A 24,087-nucleotide genomic window follows, 5' to 3' on the forward strand; every position below is an offset into this window, starting at 1 on the left:
CCATTCGTGCTGGTCATCTGGGGTGGGGCTCCTGTCTCGCCCAGGAAGGATAACCCGGCATACCGGGTGTCTCATCACAGACTGACAGGGAGGGAACGGCAGGGGAAGCAGTAGGGGAGTTGGAGGCTTGCCCGATCCCCGATCCCCGATCCGGCCAGGCAAGCCTCCATCGTTCCTGTGCGGCACCGGCGGCCACTGGGGTGCGGTCGTCCCTACGCCAGAGGGCCGAGGGCGACATCCGCCCCGCACTCGCCACAAGCCACAGCGCCGGGGCGGCGCAGCACCTCCAGCGCGGCGAGCACGTCGAGTTCTTCCGCCTCCTGGGGTGCTTCCTCGCAGTCCCAGACGTGTACGACGCACCCACCGCGGCGGCCGGCGACGCCTGGGGTGCGCTGGATCTTCCAGGCCCACCGGTCGGCCGACAGCGCGGCTGGCTCCTCGCGGCGCAGGGGATAGCGGGGGACCTGGTCGTAGCGGACACCGTCGATCGGATGCGCCTGGGTGGGGGTGAGCCAGACCCGGTACTCGCGCGGCTTAACCGTCTCGGTCCCGGGATCGTCAGCCCACATGGGCAGCGCCACCCATGCCATCCACCCAGCCCTCGGGAACTGCCCCACGCATGCAGCAGCCGCGCAGCACCTGCCCGTCGGGCAGGGTCACCCGGACCTGCGGCGGCTGGGCGGACGGCATGACGGTCCTTCCGATGTCACAGCGGCAGGGTGCGCTCCCCGCCCGGTTCCTGCACGACGGGGTGCCGGTTCTCCCACGCCATCAGTACGTTCTCGGATCCGCCGGCTTCCCGGGCAAGCCGGATGACGACGCTCTGGTCGCTTCCGTACAGCCCCACCCAGGCATGCCAGGCCCGGCGAGCGACCGCACCGTCGACCCACTCACCGATGACCGCCGGACCACCGGCCCCGAACTGAAGCCGGACCCGGTGCACCGGCCCGGCCGCCGGGAGCCGGGTCATCGCAACTCCCCCAGGCCGCGGGCCTGACGACGCAGCACCGTGGGGTCCACCGGCCGCGGCACGGCCAGCGCCGCATAGGTCCGCTGCCACTCCGCCTGGAGCTCGATCAAGTCACGAGGGAATGAGTTTGCCTCCACACCTCTAATCAGGCCACGTGTTCGATTCACTGGCCAAGTCGACCCACTACACCGAGGCTCTGCGCGCCGTGGTCGAGGCCAAGCAAGAAGGCCACCGCCTCCCCGAGGCACCTGTACCGGGCCCGCCGGGACAGCTGGCGGACCTGATGGCCGCCCTCAAGGAATCCGTGGACAAAGCCCGATCCGCACGTGGCGAGGACGATGCCGACATCCACCAGGAGCCGGACCCAGCGGAGAAGGCTACGGGACGGAAGACCGCGAAGGCGGGGCCGGCCACGGAGGCGTCCCCAGGACAGCCCTGACACGGCGCGTACGTCCCCGGCCGGAGCGTGGTCGGGGCCCTGGTCGCCCCGACCATGGCAGTCCAGCCCGTTCTGCACCGGCACCCGGGCGGATGATCTTCCCTCGCGTACGCGGACACAGCCTTAGCGCATGCACCCCAACTTGCCTATCTTCAGGATGGATTGACAGCTTTTCTTGTGATCTGTCATGTTCTGTACGCCGCTTCCGGTGAACGAGCGAGAGGTGATCTCATGCGACGAACCGAGCACGACGCGAGCCAGGCCGCCAAGCGCCTGAAGGTGTCCGCGGCTGCCTTCCGGTGGGCGCGGCATGCCGGGCTCATCCCTGACCCGGACGCGTCTTCCTGGCAGTGGTCGCGGGCTGCGGTGGAAGCGCTGAACGCCGACGCCATCCGAGCCGCCATGTCCTCCCCACCGATCGGCGGCGGCGCGGCGGCGGACCGGATCGCGGAAGCGCTCGGCACCCCGAACGTGATCGGCGAGAAGGCGAACGTGTCGGCGTTCGTGGTGCGGCGGTTCGTCGACCGCGGCCTGCTGGTCGACCTGAGCGCGAATCCTGAGGGGACGCTGCACCATCCCGGCCAGGTCGCGGAGGTCTGCCGGCGCGAGGACCTGGCGGAGCTGGTCGCCGCCGACACCCCGCTCGGACCGGAGCAGGCCGCCGCCCGGCTCCGGGTAAGTGGTTGTCCGACGGGTTCCCCGAAGGTCCTCACCCTGACGTAGCCGCATCTCAGCAGGTCCACGGTCTGTACCGGGCAGTCACTCGTTGGTGTGAGATCTCCACTGTTACTGGCGGATTCTGCGAGTGATCCCCGTAATTTGCCGGTTCGTGGATGAAACCAGAAGCCGTCGGCTGTCGCTGGTCCCGTGCCCGGCAGCCGCACCGAGTGAGTCGCGTCCGCCAGAGGAGGGTCTGGCGGACGTACTCACGCTGCAGCGGCGGGCCGCCGCGATCTCGGACAGCGCGGACGAGATCGCGTTCTTCCACGACACCGTGGCCGAGTACACGTGGGCACGGGACGTGGCCGGGCTCGCGGCGACGACGCTGGGGAAGCTCACGAAACCGGTCATCGAGCTGTGCGACTTCTACGACACGGTGCCGTGGAAGCTGTCAGCGCGGCAGCTCGACTGCTACTTCGCCGGTCCGGGCAAGCGGTCGCATCGCACAGTTCGCCAGAAGATCGTCAACATCGACAGCTTCTTCGCGTTTCTTGAACAGCGGTACGCGGGCGAGATCCTGCGGCGGTTCGGGGCGGCCGTCGAGTCGCCGGTCGATCCCTTCAACCGTCCCCGGCACCGGGGCGAGTACGGCTTGCGGATCCCGCCCTCGAAGCGGGCGACGACAGAGTTCTTTGCCTCCTGGCGCGAGGCTTTGCCAGGCGCCCGCAAGTATCCGGTGGCCGTGCGTGACTACTGCATGGCGAAGATCGCCTACATCTCCGGCGTCCGGGCCACCGAGCTGTGCACGGTGCGGATCGGCGACATCCACTGGGAGCTGGGCCAGTGGGGACGTTTCGTCGTCCAGGGCAAGGGCGCCAGAGGCTCCGGGCCGCGTGAACGCGAGGCGTTTCTGTTCGCCGAGGGCCGTGAACTTCTGTGGTGGTACGTCGAGGAGATCCGCGGCGAGTTCGCCGACGATCCGTCCGATCCGTGCGCTCCGTTGTGGCCCTCGGAACGGCTGCCGACCGCCGTCGCCTCCCTCAATCTCCCGGTCGCGCCGGCCGTCGGCCCGGACGCGTTCCGCCGGTCCTTGAAGGCCGCCTCGAAGCTGCATATGTCCGGGCCGGTCACCGAGCTTCATCCGCATCTCCTGCGGCACGCGTGCGCGACACACAACTACGAGTCCGGCATGGCCTTGTGGGATGTGCAGAAGATCCTCGGTCACGAGTGGGCGACCACCACGGTCGGCTACCTCGGATCGGTCAAGTCCGACCCTGAGAAGGCGAGTCTGGAGGCGTCGCACCGGGCGGTGCGACGGCTGAGCGGAGAGGCGTGAGACGGTGAAGTGGAACCTGCGCTGGGTCGCGGCCCGGCGGGACATCTGGCGGCCGACGCAGCTGCAGGCCGCCTTCCAGGAAGTGGGGTTCAACCCCTCCCTGAGCAAGGTCGCAGCGCTGTGGTCGAACAAGCCGATCACGGTCCGGCTGGACGACCTGGACAAGATCTGCGCGGCCCTGGACTGCACGGTCGCCGACCTGATGGAGGCCGAGCCGCAGCAGCACCAGGCCGAGCGCGACCAGCCCCAGCAGCGGGCCGTCGGCCAGCAACGGGAGGGCGGCGCTGTTCGGCCGGTCCCCCGCAGCGGCGGCACCGGCCGGCGAGGGCTGCCGCCGAACTGATGCACCCGAGGGAAACGAGGATCGGCGAGTGCGACCGCTGCCACGGCTGGGGGCCGCTGAGGCCCATGGGCAGCTGCACCGTCTGCATCAACTGGGCGCCTCGCGGCGGCGGGGACGGTGTTTGTCGCCGTTGCCGGCATCGGGCCGAGGTCGACCAGGACGGAATCTGTCGTCCGTGCACGGTCGAGATCCGGCTGCTGCCTGACCTTGAGTGGACTCGCAGCGCGGTTCGGCGTCGGCCTGGGCCGGTCCGTGACCTGCAACTGTCCTTGCGGTTGCCGGGCGTTCAGAACCCGAACGGGTACGTCGCCCGGAAACAGCGACAACCTGTCGAGATGCCGCCCGCCGATGCCTGGAAGCGGAACTACGGCCGTGGCGTCCGGGGCCTGCAGGACGACTGCCGGATCTGCCCGCCCCAGGTGCTCGGGCAGTTGGCCCTGCTTTCCCGGCTGCCTCGGACGTTCACCCGTGAGCATGCCCAGCGGATCGCCGACCGCTCGTTCCCCGAGATGGCAGAGGTCCTCGACGCCGTCGAGAGAATCCGCGAACGACGGGGTCTGAGTACCGGCTGGCAGTTCAGCGTGATGGAGGTGATGATGCTGGCCCTGGCATCCCGGGAAGCCGGAGAGCGTCTGGTCGACGAGTACGTCATCGCCGAGCTGCCGCGGATGCGGCCCGCGGTCGCCTCAGTACTCAAGGAGGCCGGACTGCTGCGGCGGCGTCTCGGCTCAGGCTTCGCCCAGTCAGCCTACCGGCGCGAATGGCGCCACATGGTGTCCTGCGAACACTGCCTTGCCTGGGCCGGAGACGCTAAACCACTCTGCGACTGCTGCCGCGAGTGGGCCCGTCACCCAGGCCGGACGACCTCCCCTTGCGAGCGGTGCGGCCGGACCTGGCCGCTCAAGGACGGGAAGTGCCGCTTCTGCCACCAGGTGCTCTACGAGCATCTCGGCGACGGACCTGCGGTCGAACAGCTCTGGTTCGGCGGATACGCCCCCGGCCTCAACAACGCCCGCCCCGGCGACTACGGCCGCGACAAGGGCCGCCGTTCCGTCCTTCGGAGAGAGAAGATTGCCCGGGAGGATCCCCGCGTCCACTCCGCGATGCTCGTCAGCCCCGGACAACTGGAACTCTTCCCGATCTCGGCCTCGGCCCATGCCCGCCAGTGGGCCCGCCTGAAGGACATGCGACTGCCCGCACTCACCCCACAGGCATCCCAACTCGTTGAGCAATTCCGGACGTCCGCCAAGGAACAGCAGTGGACAGTGATGGCCCGAGCCGTCAACCTGCGGACCCTGCGGTTCCTCGCCGCCTGGCTCGGCGTCGACGCTCCCCTCCATGAGGCCGACGTCCGTGAGGTCGCCCGGTTCGGGTCCAGCTGGGGCGGTCGACGCGTCGTCCCCTTCCTCAGTGAGCGCAGCCTTCTGATCCCGCTGGAGCGGACCGACCCCGAACAAGCCGCCGTCGAGCGACTCCTCGACACGATCCCCGATCACCTGCACGACGAGGTGAAGGTCTGGGTCCGCGTCATGCGGGGAGAAGGCCGCCGCCCCTCCCCGGCGATGGACTGGGCCACCATCCGCCGCTATTGCCACTACCACGTTCCCGTCCTGCGGAAGTGGGGCAAGCGGATCGACAGCCTCCGCGAGATCACACCAAAAGATGTCGAAGAAGCCGTCACCGCGCACACCGGCAATCGTGCCCATGGCGTCCACGGCGCCTTGCGATCGCTGTTCCGGGCCTTGAAGCGAGAGCGAGTCATCTTCCGGGACCCGGCCCGCAACGTCTCCGCCACCTACGTGAATCGCGCACCGCGACGGATTCCGTCCGACCGTCTCGCCGGCCTGCTGGACAGGGCGCCGACCGCGATGGCCAAGGCCGTCGTCGCTCTGGTCGCGATCCACGCCCTGGGATCGACGGAGATCCGACGCCTGCACCTGACGGATCTCAACCGGTCGGCCGGGCGACTCATCGCTCGACGTCGTGGAGACAAGCGCACCGTCTACCTGGACGAGCTAACCCTGGAGCTTCTCACCGACTGGCTCCGCGAACGCTACGAGCGCTGGCCCCACAGCACCAACCCGCATCTGTTCGTCACGCAGGTCACCGCCCTCGACCCAGAGGGGCCACCGGTCGCCAAATACGGTGTCCAACCGATTTTCGCTCAACTTGGCCTCCAGCCCCAGAAGTTGAGGATCGACCTGATCCTCGACGAAGCGCACGAGACTGCCGACCCCGTCCACCTGATGCGCGTCTTCGGGATCGCACCCGACACCGCGATAAAGTACGTCAAGTCCGCCCATCCGCACCGCTTCATCAAGGACCCCACCCAGGCATGACGAGCTGGCTGGTTCGCGGCCCGCTTGTCACTCAGCGATGGGCCCGCCGACGTCGGCGTGTCCATTGCGACTGTGCACGCCTCGATCTTGGCCTTGCACCACTGCCGGACCCGCCCATCCTGCTCGGGGTTACAAAAATTCCCTTGCGGTCAAGGGTGGTGATCGCCCTACGGTTGCTCCCCGTGACCATGGAGATGCCCTATCAGTCACTTCCGATCGACCAGTCGGACGTGCGCTACGTCCACGGACCCGATTCCGTTCTACAGCCGGGCGTGCCCGCTGGCGAGACGGTCGCGTCCGAGTGGAGGAGCAGCGAGGTCTACCCGGGAACCTTCCGGAAGTTCTGGGTCCACGTGCCTGCACAGTACGACCCAGCGGAACCGGCATCCTTGATGGTGTTCCAGGACGGATGGTGGTACTTGGACCCCGCAGGGGAGGTACGCGGCGCGATCGTCCTGGACAACCTCATTCACCGCGGCGACATCCCCGTCACCATCGGCGTGTTCGTCGATCCTGGCGTCTTCCCAAATGCGGAAAACCCAAAGAACCGCAACAACGAGTACGACGCCTTCGACGACCAGTACGTCACCTTCCTCCTCACCGAGATCATCCCGCAGGTTGCGGAGCGCTATACCATCGCCCAGTCGCCCGAACAGTGGGGCATCTGCGGCGGGAGCAGCGGCGGCAACTGCGCCTTCACCGCCGCATGGCTGCGTCCGGACAAGTTCCGCCGCGTCATCGGATACCTGTCCAGCTTCGCGCAGATGCCGGACGGCAACCCCTACCCAGAGCTCATCTCCCGCGTCCCCCGCAAGCCGCTGCGCATCTTCATGCAAGCAGGCCACCGCGACCTGCACTGGAATGAGCCACAGTGGAACTGGCTCGCCGAAAACCTGCGCGTGGCAGCCGCTCTCGCTGAAGCGGGCTACGACTTCCGCCTTGTCCTAGGAGACGGCGGACACAGCCCCAACCACGGCGGCGTCCTGCTTCCGGACGCTCTGCGCTGGCTGTGGCGGCCCAACGCAGGTTGATCGATACCTGCATCATGCAATCTGGCGCCGACTGCTGTGAACTCACTGACAGTTGGGCGCAGCTCACACTGTCGAGACCAGTTGGGGGCCCGGAACCCGCGGGCTACTCTGCCGCCAGGAGCCCAGCCACCCTCCGGTTCCCTGGATTTCCCCTCCAGGAATCCACGAACCCGTCGGCTTGACGCCGCGCCGACTTCGACCACATGGTGCGGCTCGGCTGGATCCGCTCGCCGCAGTCGATCGAGGTCCGCTTCGGCACGAGCCGGGCCGGGGCCGTCGACGTCGCGCTCTACACGACGCAGTCCGTCGACGCGCTCGCCGCGCGGACCGATGTCGACTGGGAGCAGCTGCGCGCGGTCCCCAAAGGCCGGCGCTCCCCGCTCGCCGCCCTGGCAAAGCAGGCCGCCGTGGCGTGAGACCGACAGGCCCGGTCGCCGACCAGAGTGCGGAGCAAGGGACGAAGCCTCCGAGGCCGGCCGGCCTCGGGGGCTTCGTCGCGTCGGGGGTGTATCGACGGCCACTCGGTGATCTCGTTTTGAGGCTATGCGGTGAGTTCGGTGGGCAGGACGGTGTCGTCGTTTTCTGACTCGATCGGGTGGAGTCGGGCCTTGGCCAGCAGTTCGCGGCCCATGTAGCGGCGGGCTTCGGTCCACTCGTCGTTCTGCTCGGCCAGGACCGCGCCGACGAGCCGGATCACGGCGGTGCGGTCGGGGAAGATGCCGACCACGTCGGTGCGGCGGCGGATCTCTTTGTTCAGCCGCTCCTGCGGATTGTTCGACCAGATCTGCCGCCAGATCTCGCGCGGGAAGGCGGTGAATGCCAGTAGGTCGTGTTGGGCGGCGTCCAAGTGGGCTGCGGCTTTGGGGAACTTGGCCTCCAGTGCGTCCAGGATGTGTGTCATCTGGGCCTTCACGGCGTCGGTGTCGGGCTGTTCGAAGACGGTCCGCAGCAGTGTGGCCACCCAGGGCTGGGCCGATTTCGGCACCTGGCTCAGCAGGTTGCGGGCGTAGTGGGTGCGACAGCGCTGCCAGGAGGCGCCGGGCAACACCGCACCGATGGCGTCGACCAGGCCGGCATGGGCGTCGGAGATGACCAGCTGGACCCCGCCCAGGCCGCGGGCGATCAGTGAGCGCAGGAAGGCGAGCCAGCCGGCGCCGTCCTCGGCGGTGGCGACGTCCAGACCGAGGATCTCACGGTGGCCTTCAGCGTTGACGCCGACCGGGATCAGGGCGTGGATGTTGATGATGCGGCCGCCTTCGCGGACCTTCTGCGTGAGCGCGTCGACCCAGACGAACGCATACGGCTCGGCGTCCAGAGGCCGGTTGCGGAAGGCTGCGACCTGCTCGTCCAGGTGCCGGGCCATCGCGGAGACCTGGGACTTCGACAGCTGGGTCACGCCGAGGGACTCGGCGAGCTTCTCGACCCGGCGGGTGGAAACGCCGAGCAGGTAGGCGGTGGCCACCACCGAGATGAGGGCCTGCTCGGCCCGGCGACGGCGTTCGAGGAGCCAGTGCGGGAAGTAACTGCCCTGCCGCAGCTTGGGGACGGCGAGTTCAACGGTCCCGGCCCGCGTGTCCCACTCGCGTGGGCGGTAGCCGTTGCGATGGTTGACTCGCTCGTCGCTGACCTGCCCATACTCGGCGCCGCGCAGGGCGTCGGCCTCCGCCGACATCAGCGCGTCGGCGAACGTCTTGACCATCGCGCGCAGTAGGTCGGGACTCGCCGCGGCGAGATTGTCCTCCGCGAGAGCGTGCAGCGGCAGACTGTCTGGTGCGGTCATCGTGCTGATCTCCTTCAAAGACTTGGTCGTCTTGAAAGATCAGCCGGTGGCCGTTCGTCTATGCGGGCCTCATCCCGACGCCGGAGCAAACCCCCGGATCAGGTCGAACCCGTACACCACTTCTCAGGACGCAACCCGCGCTCTCCTGGATCACCGCCAAACGACGTCTCGCCCGCGACTCCGAGACCAGCCCAGCCCATGCGGAGACGATGATCCGCTGGGCAATGATCGGCATCATGCTCCGTCGCCTCACCCGGGTTGGACAGGCCTCTCGGCCAGGTCCTCGCCCGTTGACCCGGACCTCAACATGACCGGATGGGGCGCCCGTTCTGATGCCTGCCTCAGTCCGGCTCGTGCCCGAAGAGCGCGGTCAACACCGCCTCCAAGTCGCTGTCACTCAGGCCGAGCCGCTACAGAGGTAGCAGACCAGGTCACGTCCGTGTTCCGACTCAGTGGCTCGCACAGCGGCTCGGAGCGAGGGTCCGGCCGACCGTGCTCCAGCTCCCTGAAGTCGCCGACGAGAGGGAACTTGTCATGGTTCGCCCGCTGAGCCTGGAATACCTTCTGCGAAGCCAAGGATCGAGATCTCAAACACGGCCCGAGAGATTTCCCCTCGAATAGTAGCAGACATGGCGAACTGCATCAGATTACCCATAAACGATCAATGCCCCATTGGGGCATTGTGCACGAGCGGTCCGCGGTTGGTAGAGATCCAGCCATCCCGTATCCTGCCATGGCGTCACAGTTTCTTCACCCAGGGAAGTCCTGTGGAATCGACAGAGAAGGAATCGGGTAAGGCATGAGCAATCCCTTTGAGAACGCGGAAGGCACATACTTCGTGCTTGTCAACCATGAAGGTCAGCATTCATTGTGGCCAGTTCACATCGATGTTCCCGAGGGGTGGTCCGTTGCTTTCGGCGAAGCCGGTCGAGATGAGTGCCTGACATATATCGATGAAAACTGGACCGACATGAGACCGAAGAGCATTTCAAATGCGTGAGGCCTCGCGCCCGGATCTTGGCCCAGTCGACCGGCGCTGGTTCCGGGCGTCGCCAGCAGCGTGCATCCATGTTGGAACGAACCCCTAAAAGCAGAAGCATGATGACAATTCTGCGAGTCGAGACAGGCATTTCCGTGACAGTCCTCGCGCAGAAGTCACTCCGTTGAAGGCGGACAGCGCCGTCGACGTAGGGCGTCTTACTTGAGCATTTAATTACTTCGCCCGGGGTGAGTGATGCCTCAGCCGCAGCATGGCAGCTTTACAAGAATCAGATTTCATGGTGCGCGCGTCGGCAACGCGTGCGACTCGGTTTACAGAACAGAGGCTTGACATGTCCGATATTCGAAACGATCACTGGGATCTGATGGCCGGGCAGGCCGAGATTTGGTATTCCCAGCAATTGGACCCAGGGAACCCTATTTTCAATATTGCCGAATATCTGGATATTCGGGGTCCGCTGGATGTCGACGTCTTCGAGGTTTCGCTGCGTCACACTCTCAATGAAGCCGAATCCTTCCATATACGTTTCACCGATGACGGTGAAACGCCGCAGCAGTATGTGAGCGACCCCACTGGCTGGCAACTGCAGTTCATCGACTTCACGCATCGTGAAGATGCAGAATCCGCCGCCAGAGGGTGGATACAGTCAGATGTCCGAAATCCGTTCCCAATGGTTGATGCTCCGCTTTTTGTGCAAGCACTCATCAAGATCGGAGAGGATCGGCACTTCTGGTATCAGCGAATTCATCATGCGATTATCGACGGATTCAGCGGCCCGCTCGTCGCCGGTCGACTCGCCGAGGTCTACGGATCGCTCGCTGCCGGTGGATCGTGCCAGCCGAAAGTTTCTCATCCCATCGCCAAGCTGATTTCCGACGACTCTGCCTATCGCAGTTCAGATGACTTCGAGAGAGATCGAGAGTACTGGGCCAAGACGCTCGCCAATCGCCCGGAGGCGGCAAGTCTGAGTACAGAGCCGTTGTCAACCCGCATGCCCTTCACCTTCATTCGCCATTTTGAAGGAGTGAGCCCCGAGGCCGCTGTTGAACTTCGACATGCTGCCAGGAAAATGAGGACGAGTCTCTCTGGTCTTGTGATCTCTGCTGCCGTGGCAGCACTCCACAAGGCAACGGGCTCCCAGGATGTCATTGTCGGTCTTTCCACTTCGGCTCGAATCGGGAAGGAGCAGCGCAGCATCCCGGGCATGATGGCCAATATCTTGCCCATTCGTGTCACAGTGCGGCCCGACACTCCGCTGGGCGAGCTCGTCCGGCTCACGTTGCAGGCCGTCAAGGAAGCCCTGCGCCATCAGCGTTACCGCCATGCGGACATTCTCCGTGATCTTCGGATAGCGGGCCGAGATCCTCTGGTCGGCCTCGTGGTCAATGTGATGTCCTTCGGCGAGGACATTGAATTCAGAGGTTTGACGAGTACGACTCATACAATGGCGAACGGGCCGGTCGGGGACGTGCTGCTATCTGTGTACGACCGGCCCATGGACGACGATCTGAAGATAGCTTTCAGCGCGAACCCCGAGCGCTATGACGAGGAAACCAATCGGAAGAACACCGTCCTTTTCCGTCGAATTCTTGAGCAATTCGCAGAACTCGCTCCGGAGTTACCGCTGTCTCGTCTGGAAGTGCTGTCGGAGGAGGAGCGTCGTCAGATTCTGGTGGGGTGGAACGACACCGCGCGTGATGTGTATCCCGGCACTCTTCCGGAGCTGTTCGAGCGTCAGGTGGCGGAGAGGCCGGACGCGGTCGCGGTGGTCTACGAGGAACGGTCGTTGTCGTACGAGGAGTTGAACGTCCGGGCGAACCGGCTGGCGCGGCTGCTGGTCGAGCGGGGTGTGGGACCGGAGTCCTTGGTGGCTCTGGCGCTGCCCCGGTCGGCGGACTTCGTCATCGCGATGCTCGCGGTGCTCAAGGCCGGCGGTGCCTACGTTCCGATCGACCTCGGCTATCCGGCCGAACGGATCGCATACATGCTCCAGGACGCACAGCCGGTATGCGTGGTGACGGTCGCCGAACATCGCGCAGTGGCCGCGGACGGCGTTGCCCTGCTGGTGCTGGATGATCCACTGACGGCCGAGGCCCTGACCCTCGCCGACGACCGTGACGTCACCGATGACCGGCGCCTGGCACCCCTGCGGGCGGAGCACCCGGCCTACGTGATCTACACATCAGGCTCCACCGGCAGGCCCAAGGGCGCGGTCGTTCCGCACCGGGGCATCGTGAACCGGCTGATGTGGATGCAGGACGAATACCGACTGGGGCCGGACGACCGCGTTCTGCACAAGACGCCCTCCAGTTTCGATGTCTCGGTGTGGGAACTGATTCTTCCCCTGCTGGCGGGCGCGGTGATGGTGGTGGCCCGGCCGGACGGACACAAGGACCCGGCCTATCTGGCCGACTTGATCCAGGCGCAGCGGGTCACGACCGTCCACTTCGTGCCGCCGATGCTGCAGGTCTTCCTCAACGAACCCACGGCCGCCGACTGCACCGGCCTGCGCCGGGTGATCTGCAGCGGCGAAGCGTTGTCCGGCGAGTTGACAGCCCGCTTCCGGCAGATACTGGATACACGACTGGACAACCTCTACGGCCCCACAGAGGCCTCCGTGGACGTCACCTTCACAGCCGATGCGCCCGCTTCACGGTCTGCCGCCGGACTGGTGCCGATCGGCCGACCGGTGTGGAACACCCAGGTGTTCGTGTTGGACGCAAGCCTGCGTCCGGTACCGGTCGGTGTCCCGGGCGAGTTGTATCTGGCGGGAGACCAACTGGGCCGTGGGTACCTGGGGCGCCCGGGGCTGACCGCAGAGCGGTTTGTGGCGTGTCCGTTCGGTGAGCCGGGTGCGCGAATGTACCGCACGGGCGATGTGGTGCGGTGGCGGGCGGACGGACAGCTGGAGTTCGTCGGCCGTTCCGACGACCAGGTCAAGATCCGCGGCTTCCGCGTCGAACTCGGCGAAGTCGAGAACGCCCTGGGCAGCCGGCCTCTCGTAGGCCAGAGCGCGGTCGTCGTCCGTGACGACGGTCCGGGTGGCTCCAGACAGTTGGTCGGGTACGTGGTGCCTGCCCCGGGTCGGTCGCTGGACGCCGCCGAAATACGGGCCGGGCTGACCGGCATCCTGCCCGAATACATGGTGCCCTCCGCCGTCGTCGTCATGGACGCCCTGCCGCTGACACCGAACGGGAAACTCGACCGACGATCCCTGCCCGCCCCCGACTTCAGCGCCAACTCTCGCGGACGTGGCCCTTCCACCCCGCGGGAAGAGGTCCTGTGCGTGCTGTTCGCGGAGGTCCTGGGCCTCGAACAGGTCACCGTGGACGACAACTTCTTCGAACTGGGCGGGCATTCGCTGCTCGCCACCCGGTTGATCTCCCGCATCCGCACCGTCCTCCACACCGAGATCAGCATCCGCACCCTGTTCGATGCCCCCACCGTCGCAGCCCTGGCCATACGCATGGACGAGGAGGGGACACGGAGGCGTACGGTGCTGGCGGCCGGGGCACGGCCGGAAGTGGTGCCCTTGTCGTTCGCACAGCAGCGGTTGTGGTTCCTGACCGAGTTGGAAGGGCCGAGCGCCACCTACCACATGCCACTGGCGCTGCGGCTGTCGGGAGAGCTGGACACGGCGGCACTGGGAACGGCCCTGGAAGACGTGATACTCCGGCACCAAGCGTTGCGGACGGTGTTCCCGGCGGTGGACGGAAAGCCGCGCCAGGAGATCGTGAGCGGGGAACAGGCACGGGTGCCGCTGGCGGTGACGCAGGTGGCCGGGGACGAACTGCAGGAAGCGCTGCGAGCGGCGGCCATGACACCATTCGACCTGGCACGTGATCTGCCACTGCGCGCTCGCCTGTTCCGTATGGATGACCACGAGCACGTGCTGTTGGTGGTCATCCACCACATCGCCGGTGACGGCTGGTCCATCGCGCCACTGGCGCGGGACCTGTCGGTGGCTTACGAGGCCCGATGCGCGGGCGAGCGGCCAGGCTGGGAACCGCTGCCGGTGCAGTACGCGGACTACACCCTGTGGCAGCGCGAACTGCTGGGAGACGAGGACGACCCCAGCAGCCTCCAGAGCGAACAGCTCGGCTTCTGGAGGCAGGCTCTTCAGGACGCGCCGCCGGAACTGGCGCTGCCCTACGACCGACCGCGCCCAGCGATTCCCACGCACCGAGGCGGCAGAGTCGACGTGCGCGTTCCCGCGGAGATCCACCAAGCCCTGGCGGCCCTGGCCGTCAGGAGCGGCGCCAGCATGTTCATGGTGTTGCAGGCGTCGCTGGCGGCCTTGCTGTCCCGACTGGGTGCCGGCAGCGACGTGCCGATCGGATCCCCGGTGGCCGGGCGCACCGACGAAGTACTCGACGACCTCGCCGGCTTCTTTGTGAACACCCTCGTACTGCGGACCGACCTGTCGGGAGACCCCACCTTCACAGAACTGGTCCAACGAGTCCGCGAGACGGACCTGGCCGCGTTCGCCCACCAGGACGTGCCCTTCGAGCGACTGGTCGAAGTCCTGAACCCGACCCGCGCCATGGGCCGCCCCGCTCTTTTCCAGACCATGCTCATTCTGCAGAACAACGCCAGGGCGGAGTACAGCTTCCATGGGGTGAACACCGAGCCGCTGTCCGTCGAAGCAACGTTGGCGAAGTTCGACCTCGAGCTCCAGTTCACCGAGCAGACGGATGCCGCAGGACGCCCCGCGGGGCTGGCCGGTGAGATCACCTACGCGGCTGATCTGTTCGACCGGAGCACCGTCGAGCAGATCGGGCAGCGTTTCCTGCGTCTGCTGGAACAGATGACGGCCGACCCGGACATTCCGCTGTCCCGCCTGGAGGTTCTGTCGGCGGAGGAACGTCATAAGGCTCTGGTGGGGTGGAACGACACCGCGCGTGATGTGCCAGTCGGTACTGTTCCGGAGCTGTTCGAGCGTCAGGTGGCGGTGAGCCCGGATGCGGTGGCGGTGATCTTCGAGAATCTGTCCCTGACATATGGGGAGTTGAACGTCCGGGCGAACCGGCTGGCGCGGCTGCTGGTCGAGCGGGGCGTGGGACCGGAGTCTTCGGTGGCTCTGGCGCTGCCCCGGTCGGCCAACTACGTCATCGCGATGCTCGCGGTGCTCAAGGCCGGCGGTGCCTACGTTCCGATCGACCTCGGCTATCCGGCCGAACGGATCGCATACATGCTCCAGGACGCACAGCCGGTATGCGTGGTGACGGTCGCCGAACATCGCGCAGTGGCCGCGGACGGCGTTGCCCTGCTGGTGCTGGATGATCCACTGACGGCCGAGGCCCTGACCCTCGCCGACGACCGCGATGTCACCGATGACCAGCGCCTGGCACCCCTGCGGGCGGAGCACCCGCCGTATGTGATCTACACATCAGGCTCCACCGGCAGGCCCAAGGGCGTGGTGGGCACGCATCGGGGGCTGGTAAACCGGTTGCTGTGGTTCGGCCGGGTCTTCCCCTACCCGCCGGGTGAGCGGGTGCTCGCCAAGACCGCGCTGAGCTTCGTCGACAGCTCCTCGGAAATCCTGGGCGCACTGGTACACGGGGCCGTGACGGTGATGGCCAACGCGGAACAGGCACGGGACCCGCGAGAGATGGCGCACCTGGGCCTGCGTCATCAGACTGGCCGGATCACAGTGACGCCGGGGCTGCTGGCCAGCCTGCTGGAACTGGAGGACGACGAGCTGCTGTCCTGCACACGGCTCTGGATCAGCAGCGGTGAAGCGCTGCCGCCGGCCACGGTGCGCCGGTTCGGCCAGCTGCTGCCCGAAGCACAGCTGGCCAACTTCTACGGCGCCACCGAGATCTCCTGCGACAGCGTCTTCGTACCGCACTCGGGCGGCGACACGTCGATCGGCCGGCCCATCGACCACACCCGTGCCTATGTGCTGGACGCCGGCCTGCAGCCGGTACCGGTCGGTGTCCAGGGCGAGCTCTTCCTCACCGGAGCGGGTGTGACCCGCGGCTACCTGCGCCAACCCGGCCTCACCGCACAGCGCTATGTCGCCGACCCCTTCGCTGCCCTCTTCGGCGAGCCGGGTGCGCGGATGTACCGCACCGGTGACGTGGTGCGCCGGCGGGCGGACGGAGAACTGGAGTACGTCGGCCGGGCCGACCACCAGGTCAAGATCCGCGGCTTCCGCATCGAGCTGGGCGAGGTCGAGAACGCCCTGGGCGGACACCCCGGAGTGGCACGTTCCGTCGTCACGGTCCGCGACGACGGTCCGGGCGGTTCCCGGCAGCTGGTCGGGTACGTCATGCCCACCCCCGGCGGGTCGCTCGACGCCGCCGGGATACGGGCCGCCCTGTCGGGCGCCCTGCCCGACTACATGGTGCCCTCCGCCGTCGTCGTCATGGACGCGCTGCCCCTGACACCGAGCGGGAAACTCGACCGACGGGCCCTGCCCGCCCCCGACTTCAGCGCCGTCTCCCGGGGCCGCGGACCTTCCACCCCCCAGGAAGAGGCCCTGTGCGCGCTGTTTGCCGAGATTTTGGGCCTCGAACACGTCACCGTCGACGACAGCTTCTTCGAACTGGGCGGGCATTCGCTGCTCGCCACCCGGCTGATCTCCCGTATCCGCACCGTCCTCAACGCCGAGATCAGCATCCGCGCCCTGTTCGAAACGCCCACCGTCGCAGGTCTGGCCGCTCAGCTCCACTCGCCGACCAAGGCGAGTTCCTTCGATGTTCTGCTCCCCATCAGGACCAAGGGAGACAAGGAGCCACTTTTCTGCATTCATCCGGGCGGTGGGATCAGCTGGTCCTATTCACCTCTCGCGCAGTTCTTCCCCGAAGGGCATCCGATTTACGCCCTCCAGGCAAGGGGGCTGGACGGGAAGGAATCTCCCCCCGGCAGTATGCAGGAAATGGTGGATGACTACCTCGACCATATTCGCGCGGTTCAGCCGAGTGGGCCCTACTACCTGCTGGGATGGTCCTTCGGCGGTGTGGTGGCCCACCAGATCGCGGTACAGCTGCAGGATGCGGGGCAGTCCGTGGCCATGCTCGCGCTCTTGGACTCATACCCGGCGCACGAGGTGGCGGCCGCAGCCGCCCAGGAGGGCGAAAGCGCCTTCGAGGAGTACGTCCTCGATGACGCCGCCGAAGTTCTCGCAGCCGCGGAGCGCCCCGGCCGGGACGGCGAACTCGCATTGGACGACCTGGTGAACGCGGTCCATCGTGAGTTGGGAGTATTCGAGGGCATCACTCGTGAGACGGTGGGAAACATCATCACCGTGTTCAGGAGCCATGTCCGCATCCTCGCCGACCATCAGCCTGGACGCTTCGAGGGCAATATCCACTTCTTCACAGCCCGGAACGGGCGGAACGAGGGGTCGCCGACGGTCGCCGAATGGTCTCCTTATGTGACAGGGGAGATCTGGGAGTCGCAGATTCTCTGCAGGCATCTGGAGATGGCACGCCCGGAATTCCTGGCCGAGATATGTGACAAGATTTCTCGCAGGCTGCCGTACATGGAGCAATAACAGCAGGGGCTTCGACCGTCGCTGCAACGTTCCGGCGTCGGGCTCCGGTTCCCGGAGTCCGACGCCACCGCGCCCCAAGTGGTCTTCGCGGCACCGTGCTGCCGGTGCCGGCCGCAGCGCAGCGGATCTTCCCTCCTGTCGCCGAAGACTGGCTCGGCACCAAAGCCACCCGGATCCTGGCCGGCAACGCCCCCGGCGCCGAAGCCGTCCTCACCCTCCGCGCCGTCATCGCCAACGCCGGCTTCCCGCAGTACTGGACCATCCAAGCCAGAGGGAACGCGAACACCTCTATCCCCAGCCCGACCAGCACAACTACGAACCCCAGGCCTGACCAGCGATCTCACTCCAGGAGAGCCACACCCATCCGAGATTTGCTGGTCAGTGGCCTCGACGGCCATGAAACCGGCCTGCACTCCGCCCAGAAACGGGCATTGCGGGCCTGGCGTTCCAGCATCGCGTCGACCAGCACAGCACGCTCAGGACCAGCCAGGCCATAGGCGTCGGCCAACACACGCACCTGAGTGGCCTGAACATCCACGGGAGGAGCCCCTGCCTTCGAGGACACACACCACAACCAGGACATATATTACAGCGGCAGTATGAGGTGTCTCAAAGATCGTGAGGTTATGCGTACGCCTCATGCGTCTCATCTCATCTGCCGGGAGGAGGCGGATGTCCGTCATGGGGACAACCGCAACGGAGGCTGTGGTGGCCAACCACCGCACCTCGTCAGGATTGGCCGTGCTACCAGACATCGATGCGGGTGGAGTCCTGCATCGTGCGGAGGTCCGGGAAAGACAGCGGTTCATCCTGGGCCCTGACGGCTCGTACGACGTGCACTTGAACCAGTTTCTGCGGGACCTGCCCAGTTGGGGTGTGCGATCGAAGAACGGACAGGACGCCTACTGCTCGGACCTGACCGTCGTCTGCCGCTTCCTACACGAGGCCCGGGGCGGGAAGACGATCTGGCAGATGGACCAGGCGGATCTTCGGGCCTTCAAGAGCGCTCGCCTGTTCGGCCAGGATCCGGACGATCGGATCGCGTACTCCACCTGGCAGCGGTTCTTGGCGGCTCTGGAGAAGTGGGTGCGCTGGGCCCTGGACGCGGAGCTACTCGCGGCCGAGCCGTTTCGGTACGTCGACAAGGTGGTGATGACGCCGAACGGCCCGAAGCAGGTCCGGGTGAACGAGGAGTCGGAGCCGGGCAAGAGCAAGGTACCCATCTCGTTCCTGCCCTACGAGGACTTCCTGCTCTGGCGGGACGTGGGGCTGCGGGGCTTCCTTCCGAACGGCGACCGCCACCCCTCGTGGCGAGGACGCAATGGCGAGCGCAACGGGCTGTTCGCCGGTCTGCTGGTCTGCACCGGTATGCGGCTGGTGGAAGCATCGTGCCTACTTCTACCGGAGATCCCGCTGCTGGCCCCGGCCCGCGGGGACTTCCACCTGTCGAAGGCGGTCACCAAGAGGAACAAGCCGCGGACGGTCTACGTACGGCTTCGGGTGCTGCGCGACGTGCACCACTACGTCACCATCGAGCGCGACGAACTGATCCAGCGCATGAGGTTGACGGGTGCCTACGACGCGAAGGCGGACTCGTGGCACGTCCTGCGTTCCAACCCGGCACGCGCTGGTCGTTGAGGGCCAGAGACGGGCCTTGATCTACTCCGACATCGACTACGAGGACCGCCTGCGGCTGGTGTCGGTCAACGCCGGCGGCCGGGCGGTGGGACCGCTATGGCTGTGGCTGGGTGAGGACGGATCACCGCTGAAGAGCTCGACGTGGCAGTCGGCGTTCCGGCGGGCGAACGAGCGCTGCCAGCGCTTCGGCCTCGACTTCGGCGTCCACCCCCACACGCTCCGGCACACGTTCGCCGTGCACATGCTCGGCCTGCTTCTGCGTCAGACCGTGCGCGCGCTGGGCATGCAGGAGGACCGGCGGTTCACGCTTGCCCAGATCAAGCGCTTGCTGATCGGCAATCCGATGCGCAAGCTGCAACTGCTCCTTGGCCACACCAACGAGCAGACGGTCTACCTCTACCTGGACGTCCTGGACGAGGCCCAGGAGATCGTGCTGGCCGCATTGCAGGAATGGGACGAGCACTCGGCGATTCTGGAGAACCTCCAGCTCAGCGAGGTGAGCCAGTGAGCCCGCGGCGTGTCAGGTTCAGTCCGACCGATGCTCCCGAGGCAGCGGAGCTGATCCCGAGCATCGGCCCCGTCGTCTTCTCGGTGCAGCTCGTGGACGGGGGCAGCGAGGAGGTGGACCTGTCGGACCTGGGCCTGCCCCGTCTGGTCCGGCCGCTGGCGCGGGGGATGGCCAGCGAAGCCGCGAAGGAGAAGGGGCACCGCCGGCGTGATGCTGTGCGCATGCACGTCAAGCTGCTGCGGGAGTTCGTAGCCTTCACCGGTGCGGCTCTGGCGGACATGGGCGAAACGCTGGGTCCCGACGACCTCGAGCCGGAACTGCTCGACGCGTTCGCGACACTTCTGACCAAACGTCATCCCGAGGGCAGTGGCCGCCCGAAGGCGCTCATGCGGCATCTGACCCGCTTCCTGAAGGCGGCCGAGGAACTCGGACACGCCCAGTTCGAGACGGACTTCCGCCGCAGGCTTGAGCAGGCGTGGGAACGCGATCCCCGCAGGCCTCTGAACTCCTATCCGTTTCCGGTCTTCGATGCGCTGGAAGCCGCCGCGCGGGCCGATGTCGGCCTGATCCGCGATCGCATCCTGGAAGGCGAACGAGTGGCCGCAACCGGGCGCGACCCGGAGGTCCACGGCTGGAAGCGGTACGAAGACGTTCGTTGGTACATAGCCAACCGCGGGCCGCTTCGCCCCGAGCACCTGACCGATCGAGTCAAGGATCTGGGCGGAATGGGGAGGCTCAATGCCCAGCTCTTCTTGACCACGGCGGACGTGGTGCGCTTCCAGATCCTGCTGGGCTGTCAGACCGGTCTGGAGCCGGAGTGCGTTGGGGAGCTGAAGACCGACTGCCTGATCAACCCGGCGCGGGGCTACGTCAGCGTGAAGTACCTCAAGCGGCGAGCCCACAACGACTGGAACAAGACCATCCGCGTGCGCGACGGCGGCAACCTTCGCACCCCCGGCGGGGTGCTCCGCCTGGCCATGCGCCTTGGCCAACGGGCTCGCGACACCCTCGGCACCGACGAGATGTGGGTGGTCTCGAATCTGGCGACGGGCAATCACGACCGGATTCTCGGCCTTCACAAGACCATGCCCTCCACCAGATACCGGCGGATCTTCCTGAGCGAGCATGGTCTAGACAGCCTGCTCGACCACGACGGCCAGCCCCTGCGGTCGGTGGATCTACGCAGGCTGCGCAAGACCTTCAAATCCAAGCAGTATCTGCGCTCCGGGGGCGTCCTGCCGGACTTCGCGAGCGGCCATACACCGCAGGTCGCAGGTCGGCACTACGCGGACATCGAGGCCCACGAGGAGATCCACGACTCCGCGATCGAGGCAGGTCTCGGCCAGGCTCTCGCAGCGGCCCTGCCTGCCCCGGTCGTCCTGGACGACGACGGGCGGCGCCTGGACGACGGGACGGAGGAACTTCCCTCCCAGGTGGTCGCCGACGCCCTGTCCGGGGCGACCGATGTCTGGCTGTCGTCCTGCAAAAACTTCTTCAACTCCCCGTGGGCCGCCAAGAAGGGCGCCGCCTGCCCGGTCCCGCCCTGGGTATGCCCGGAGTGCCCGAACGCCGTGTTCACGACCCGCCACCTGCCCTCAGTGCTGTCCGTCCTGGACACGATCGAGCGCCAGCGCGAGGAGTTCGCGACCGCCGAGTGGCACGTCCGCTTCGGCCTCGCACACGAGCGCATCACCACCGGGGTCCTGAACAGGTTCACCTCCCGCCAGATCGCCACCGCGCGGGCCATCGCCGAGTGCGACGGGGCCCGGCTCGCCCTGCCCAATGTCTTCCTGGAGACGATCCGATGACCGCGACCTCGACGAAGGCCGCCGCCAGCGCCGCCTTCCCCGCCGACGACTACGCCCTTCCGGAGTGGATCACCGCTGGGCATGCCAGTCGCGGCCCTCGCGTCGGTGAAGAGGTGTGGGACCTGCACGAGTTCCTGCCCAGGACACAACGCGAAAGGCGGGTCATCTTCACCGACTTCACACCGGGTCTGCAGCGCCAGACCGCGCAGGAGTACCTCTACTGGCGCATGCGCCTGCGCATCAACGGTCAGCGCAAGCCCATGAAGCCGACCTGGCTCCCACAGGAGGTCCGCAGCGTGTTCCGGACGATGGAAGCTCTGGCCAAAGTGGGCGCCCCAAGACTTCAGGACGTCCAGCGCCACCACTTGGAGGCCTTCTTGAAGAGAGGCGCACCGACGGAACTCTCTGACCAGGGACGATGCACCCTTGCGCGGAGATCGTCTCCCACGCTGCCGGAGATCTTTTCCCGCCGGACGAGGCGCCCCTCGCTCGCGACCTGGTCAGAGCGTCCGTCAACTCGTCCCCGTACGACGAGTGTTTCGTCGGTGCCCCAGAGAAGCAGGCCCTCGGGCCCCAGTGCGGTCCACATCATGGTGAACACTCTCAAGTCCCTCTCGGCCGTGGGGGAGCACCTCAGTGCGGACCGACTCTCGCTGGTGCCGTGGCCCTATCGAAGCGCCCAACAGATCGCCGGGCTGACCCCACGGCGCGAGAACGGCACCCCGCGCATCCCCGAAGAGATCATGGGCCCGTTCCTGGCCGGAGCGGTGTTCTACCTGGAGAAAGCAGGCCCCGACATCCTGACTGCCGCGCGCGAGATCAAACGCCTGGAGGCTCAGATCGCCGCTGGCCCGAAGGAGGGCCGCGGCGGCAGCGAATCCAAGATCCAGGAGTTCATCGCCCGGCGCCGAGCCGAAGGCCGAGGCATTCCCGCCCTACCGATCCAGCTGAACAAGGGCAGGCCGGGCGCTCCGGTCGTCGAGGGCATCGTGCAGTGGCCGAACATGCAACTGATCGGCCTCCTGGCCGGTGTCTGCTCAACGAACCGCTACACGGAGATGGTCGTGAAGGTCGGACGCAGCATCGGCTTCGAAGTGGGTGGCGTTCCGACCACCCGGGCCCTCTGGCCAGTCTCGGGACGTCCGTGGCGGCCGGAGATGAGCCGACACACCCTCGGGCTGGAGATGGGTTTCCTGCGGACCGCCTGCTGGATCATCATCGCCTACCTGTCCGGCATGCGCGACGTCGAAGTACGGGAACTGAGCCGGGACTGCGCAGTCGTCGAGACCACTGCGGACGGCCGCCTCCGCTACAAGATCCACGGCCGGGTCTACAAGGACCGCCGGCTCTCCGGCGACGAGGAGGAATGGGTTGTCCTGGAAATCGTGCACCGGGCCGTCGACATGCTGCTGGAGATCAACGACGACTCCACCCACCTGTTCGGCTTCACCGCCAGGGACGGCGACCTCGGCCTGATGCGCACGATCCCCCAGCGGCTCAACAGCTTCCGTGACCACCTCAACGAGCTCTTCAGTACGGACCAGGGCCCCTACATCCCACTTCCAGCCGCCGACGCCGTCCCCGGAACCGAGGACCCGGACGAGGACACCGACCAGGCAAGCGAAACCAGAGACGCGGCAGAAGCCACGCCGATGCCCTGGGCGTTCGACACAAGGCAGTTCCGCCGCACCCTGGCCTGGCATATCGCCTTCCAGCCCTTCGGGATGGTCGCCGGCACCAGGCAGTACAAGCACGCCAGCTTCGCGGTATTCGAGGGCTATGCCGGTACCTCGGCCTCAGGATTCGCCGACGAGGTCGCCGCCGACAAGGCCGTGGCCACGCTCGACTATGTTGAAGATCTCTACCACGACTGGAACGACGGGGGGCGGTCCAGTGGAGGGGCCGCAAATCGCATCGAGGCGGAATTCGACCGCATCCGAGCCGAGTTGGGCGACCTGCGGGGGACTGTGGCCAGTCCCGAGCGGGTCCGGACGATGCTTCGGCATCTGACCCGCACTCTGCACCCCGGTGTCCTCAACGATTGCTTCCACCATGCCGAGACTGCGGTCTGCGAGAAGCGCTCACACGGCCTGGGCCGTCCTCTGCCGATGCTGAACATGTGCCTGACCTGCCCGAACTCTCGCCGTTCGTCCGTCCATCTGCCCAGACTCCACCAGACCCGCGAGCAAGCCGTTCATGAGTTCGGCGACACCACCGGCCTGCCGCCGCACCAGGCGACGGCGATCAGTGAGTTCGTCAGCACCCTCGACACGCTGATCGACGAACTCGCCGAGACGGGAGCGGCCCGGTGACCAGCACACCCACGGCGGCTCAGACCGTATTCGCCCGACTCGCCCGCGACCGGGACCTGGCCGACATCGACCGGGAGATCATGAGGGCCTTCGAACGGTTGCTGGACGGCCGCCCCGAGATCACCGACGGCTCGCTGAAGGTGGTGAACATCGCCGCCGAGGCCGGGGTGTCCCGGGCCTCTTACTACCGCTCCCCGGTCGCGGCGGCCATCAAGGAGATTCTGGAGGCCCCGGATCTCAAGCGGCCAGAGGTCGACGACCTCAAGGCCGAGGTCACCAGGCTCCGGAAGGAGTTGCGCGAGTTGCGCCGGGAGAAGGCCGAAGAGGTGCGCGAGCTGAAGGACATGGCGGCCACCTACGCCAACCAGATCCAGGTCCTCGCCCTTCGCAACGTCGAACTGGAAGCCGACGCGGAAGCACTT

General features: G+C 66.6%; 16 protein-coding genes and 1 pseudogene. 14 read left to right on the top strand and 3 right to left on the bottom strand.

Features of this window, described 5'->3' with window-relative positions:
• Positions 1–212: 212 nt before the first annotated feature.
• Both ABT245_RS43665 and ABT245_RS43670 read right to left on the bottom strand, forming a co-directional pair.
• Positions 213–581, bottom strand: a complete 369-nt coding sequence (locus ABT245_RS43665) for a DUF6233 domain-containing protein (RefSeq protein WP_351746085.1) — start codon at positions 579–581, stop codon at positions 213–215.
• 125 nt (positions 582–706) lie between these two features.
• Positions 707–970, bottom strand: a complete 264-nt coding sequence (locus ABT245_RS43670; RefSeq protein ID WP_351746088.1) for a hypothetical protein — start codon at positions 968–970, stop codon at positions 707–709.
• 154 nt (positions 971–1,124) lie between these two features.
• Here ABT245_RS43670 and ABT245_RS43675 point away from each other — a divergent pair, with 154 nt between their 5' ends.
• The 7 genes and pseudogenes from ABT245_RS43675 to ABT245_RS43705 all read left to right on the top strand — a co-directional run bounded on the left by ABT245_RS43675 (position 1,125) and on the right by ABT245_RS43705 (position 7,534).
• Complete coding sequence (locus ABT245_RS43675; RefSeq protein ID WP_351746091.1) at positions 1,125–1,409, top strand: hypothetical protein; 285 nt, start codon at positions 1,125–1,127, stop codon at positions 1,407–1,409.
• A gap of 231 nt (positions 1,410–1,640) precedes the next feature.
• A pseudogene (locus ABT245_RS43680) lies at positions 1,641–2,087 on the top strand (hypothetical protein); the annotation flags it as partial.
• Between the two features lie 175 nt (positions 2,088–2,262).
• Positions 2,263–3,405, top strand: coding sequence for a tyrosine-type recombinase/integrase (locus ABT245_RS43685; protein ID WP_502982317.1), 1,143 nt, complete (start codon positions 2,263–2,265; stop codon positions 3,403–3,405).
• A 4-nt stretch (positions 3,406–3,409) separates the two neighbouring features.
• The gene (locus ABT245_RS43690) at positions 3,410–3,748 is read left to right on the top strand and encodes a helix-turn-helix domain-containing protein (RefSeq protein ID WP_351746097.1); all 339 of its coding nucleotides are present in this window, start codon (positions 3,410–3,412) and stop codon (positions 3,746–3,748) included.
• A gap of 335 nt (positions 3,749–4,083) precedes the next feature.
• The gene (locus ABT245_RS43695) at positions 4,084–6,087 is read left to right on the top strand and encodes a hypothetical protein (protein ID WP_351746100.1); all 2,004 of its coding nucleotides are present in this window, start codon (positions 4,084–4,086) and stop codon (positions 6,085–6,087) included.
• A 188-nt stretch (positions 6,088–6,275) separates the two neighbouring features.
• Positions 6,276–7,118: an alpha/beta hydrolase gene (locus tag ABT245_RS43700; protein ID WP_351746128.1), complete on the top strand. Its 843-nt coding sequence runs from the start codon at positions 6,276–6,278 to the stop codon at positions 7,116–7,118.
• Between the two features lie 203 nt (positions 7,119–7,321).
• Positions 7,322–7,534 carry a hypothetical protein gene (locus ABT245_RS43705; RefSeq protein ID WP_351746103.1) on the top strand — a complete coding sequence of 71 codons (213 nt, stop codon included), beginning with the start codon at positions 7,322–7,324 and terminating at the stop codon, positions 7,532–7,534.
• Positions 7,535–7,659: 125 nt separating this feature from the next.
• Here ABT245_RS43705 and ABT245_RS43710 read toward each other — a convergent pair whose 3' ends face one another.
• Positions 7,660–8,898, bottom strand: coding sequence for an IS256 family transposase (locus ABT245_RS43710; RefSeq protein ID WP_351746105.1), 1,239 nt, complete (start codon positions 8,896–8,898; stop codon positions 7,660–7,662).
• 799 nt (positions 8,899–9,697) lie between these two features.
• Here ABT245_RS43710 and ABT245_RS43715 point away from each other — a divergent pair.
• From ABT245_RS43715 to ABT245_RS43745, 7 genes are all read left to right on the top strand, one after another.
• Complete coding sequence (locus ABT245_RS43715) at positions 9,698–9,898, top strand: MbtH family protein (protein ID WP_351746108.1); 201 nt, start codon at positions 9,698–9,700, stop codon at positions 9,896–9,898.
• A 331-nt stretch (positions 9,899–10,229) separates the two neighbouring features.
• Positions 10,230–17,399, top strand: coding sequence for a non-ribosomal peptide synthetase (locus ABT245_RS43720; protein WP_351746111.1), 7,170 nt, complete (start codon positions 10,230–10,232; stop codon positions 17,397–17,399).
• 840 nt (positions 17,400–18,239) lie between these two features.
• Positions 18,240–19,037: a site-specific integrase gene (locus ABT245_RS43725; RefSeq protein ID WP_351746114.1), complete on the top strand. Its 798-nt coding sequence runs from the start codon at positions 18,240–18,242 to the stop codon at positions 19,035–19,037.
• 16 nt (positions 19,038–19,053) lie between these two features.
• Complete coding sequence (locus tag ABT245_RS43730; protein WP_351746117.1) at positions 19,054–19,545, top strand: tyrosine-type recombinase/integrase; 492 nt, start codon at positions 19,054–19,056, stop codon at positions 19,543–19,545.
• Positions 19,542–21,353: a hypothetical protein gene (locus tag ABT245_RS43735; RefSeq protein ID WP_351746120.1), complete on the top strand. Its 1,812-nt coding sequence runs from the start codon at positions 19,542–19,544 to the stop codon at positions 21,351–21,353. Before ABT245_RS43730 ends, ABT245_RS43735 begins: the two co-directional genes overlap by 4 nt.
• Before the next feature lie 590 nt (positions 21,354–21,943).
• A complete protein-coding gene (locus ABT245_RS43740) occupies positions 21,944–23,665 on the top strand; it encodes a hypothetical protein (RefSeq protein WP_351746123.1) in 1,722 nt (573 codons plus the stop codon).
• The coding region (locus ABT245_RS43745) for a hypothetical protein (protein ID WP_351746126.1) at positions 23,662–24,087 on the top strand (426 nt) is incomplete at its 3' end. The genes ABT245_RS43740 and ABT245_RS43745, both read left to right, overlap by 4 nt.

The organism is Streptomyces sp. NPDC001508 (genome assembly GCF_040298665.1).
In the GTDB taxonomy this organism is placed as follows: domain Bacteria; phylum Actinomycetota; class Actinomycetes; order Streptomycetales; family Streptomycetaceae; genus Streptomyces.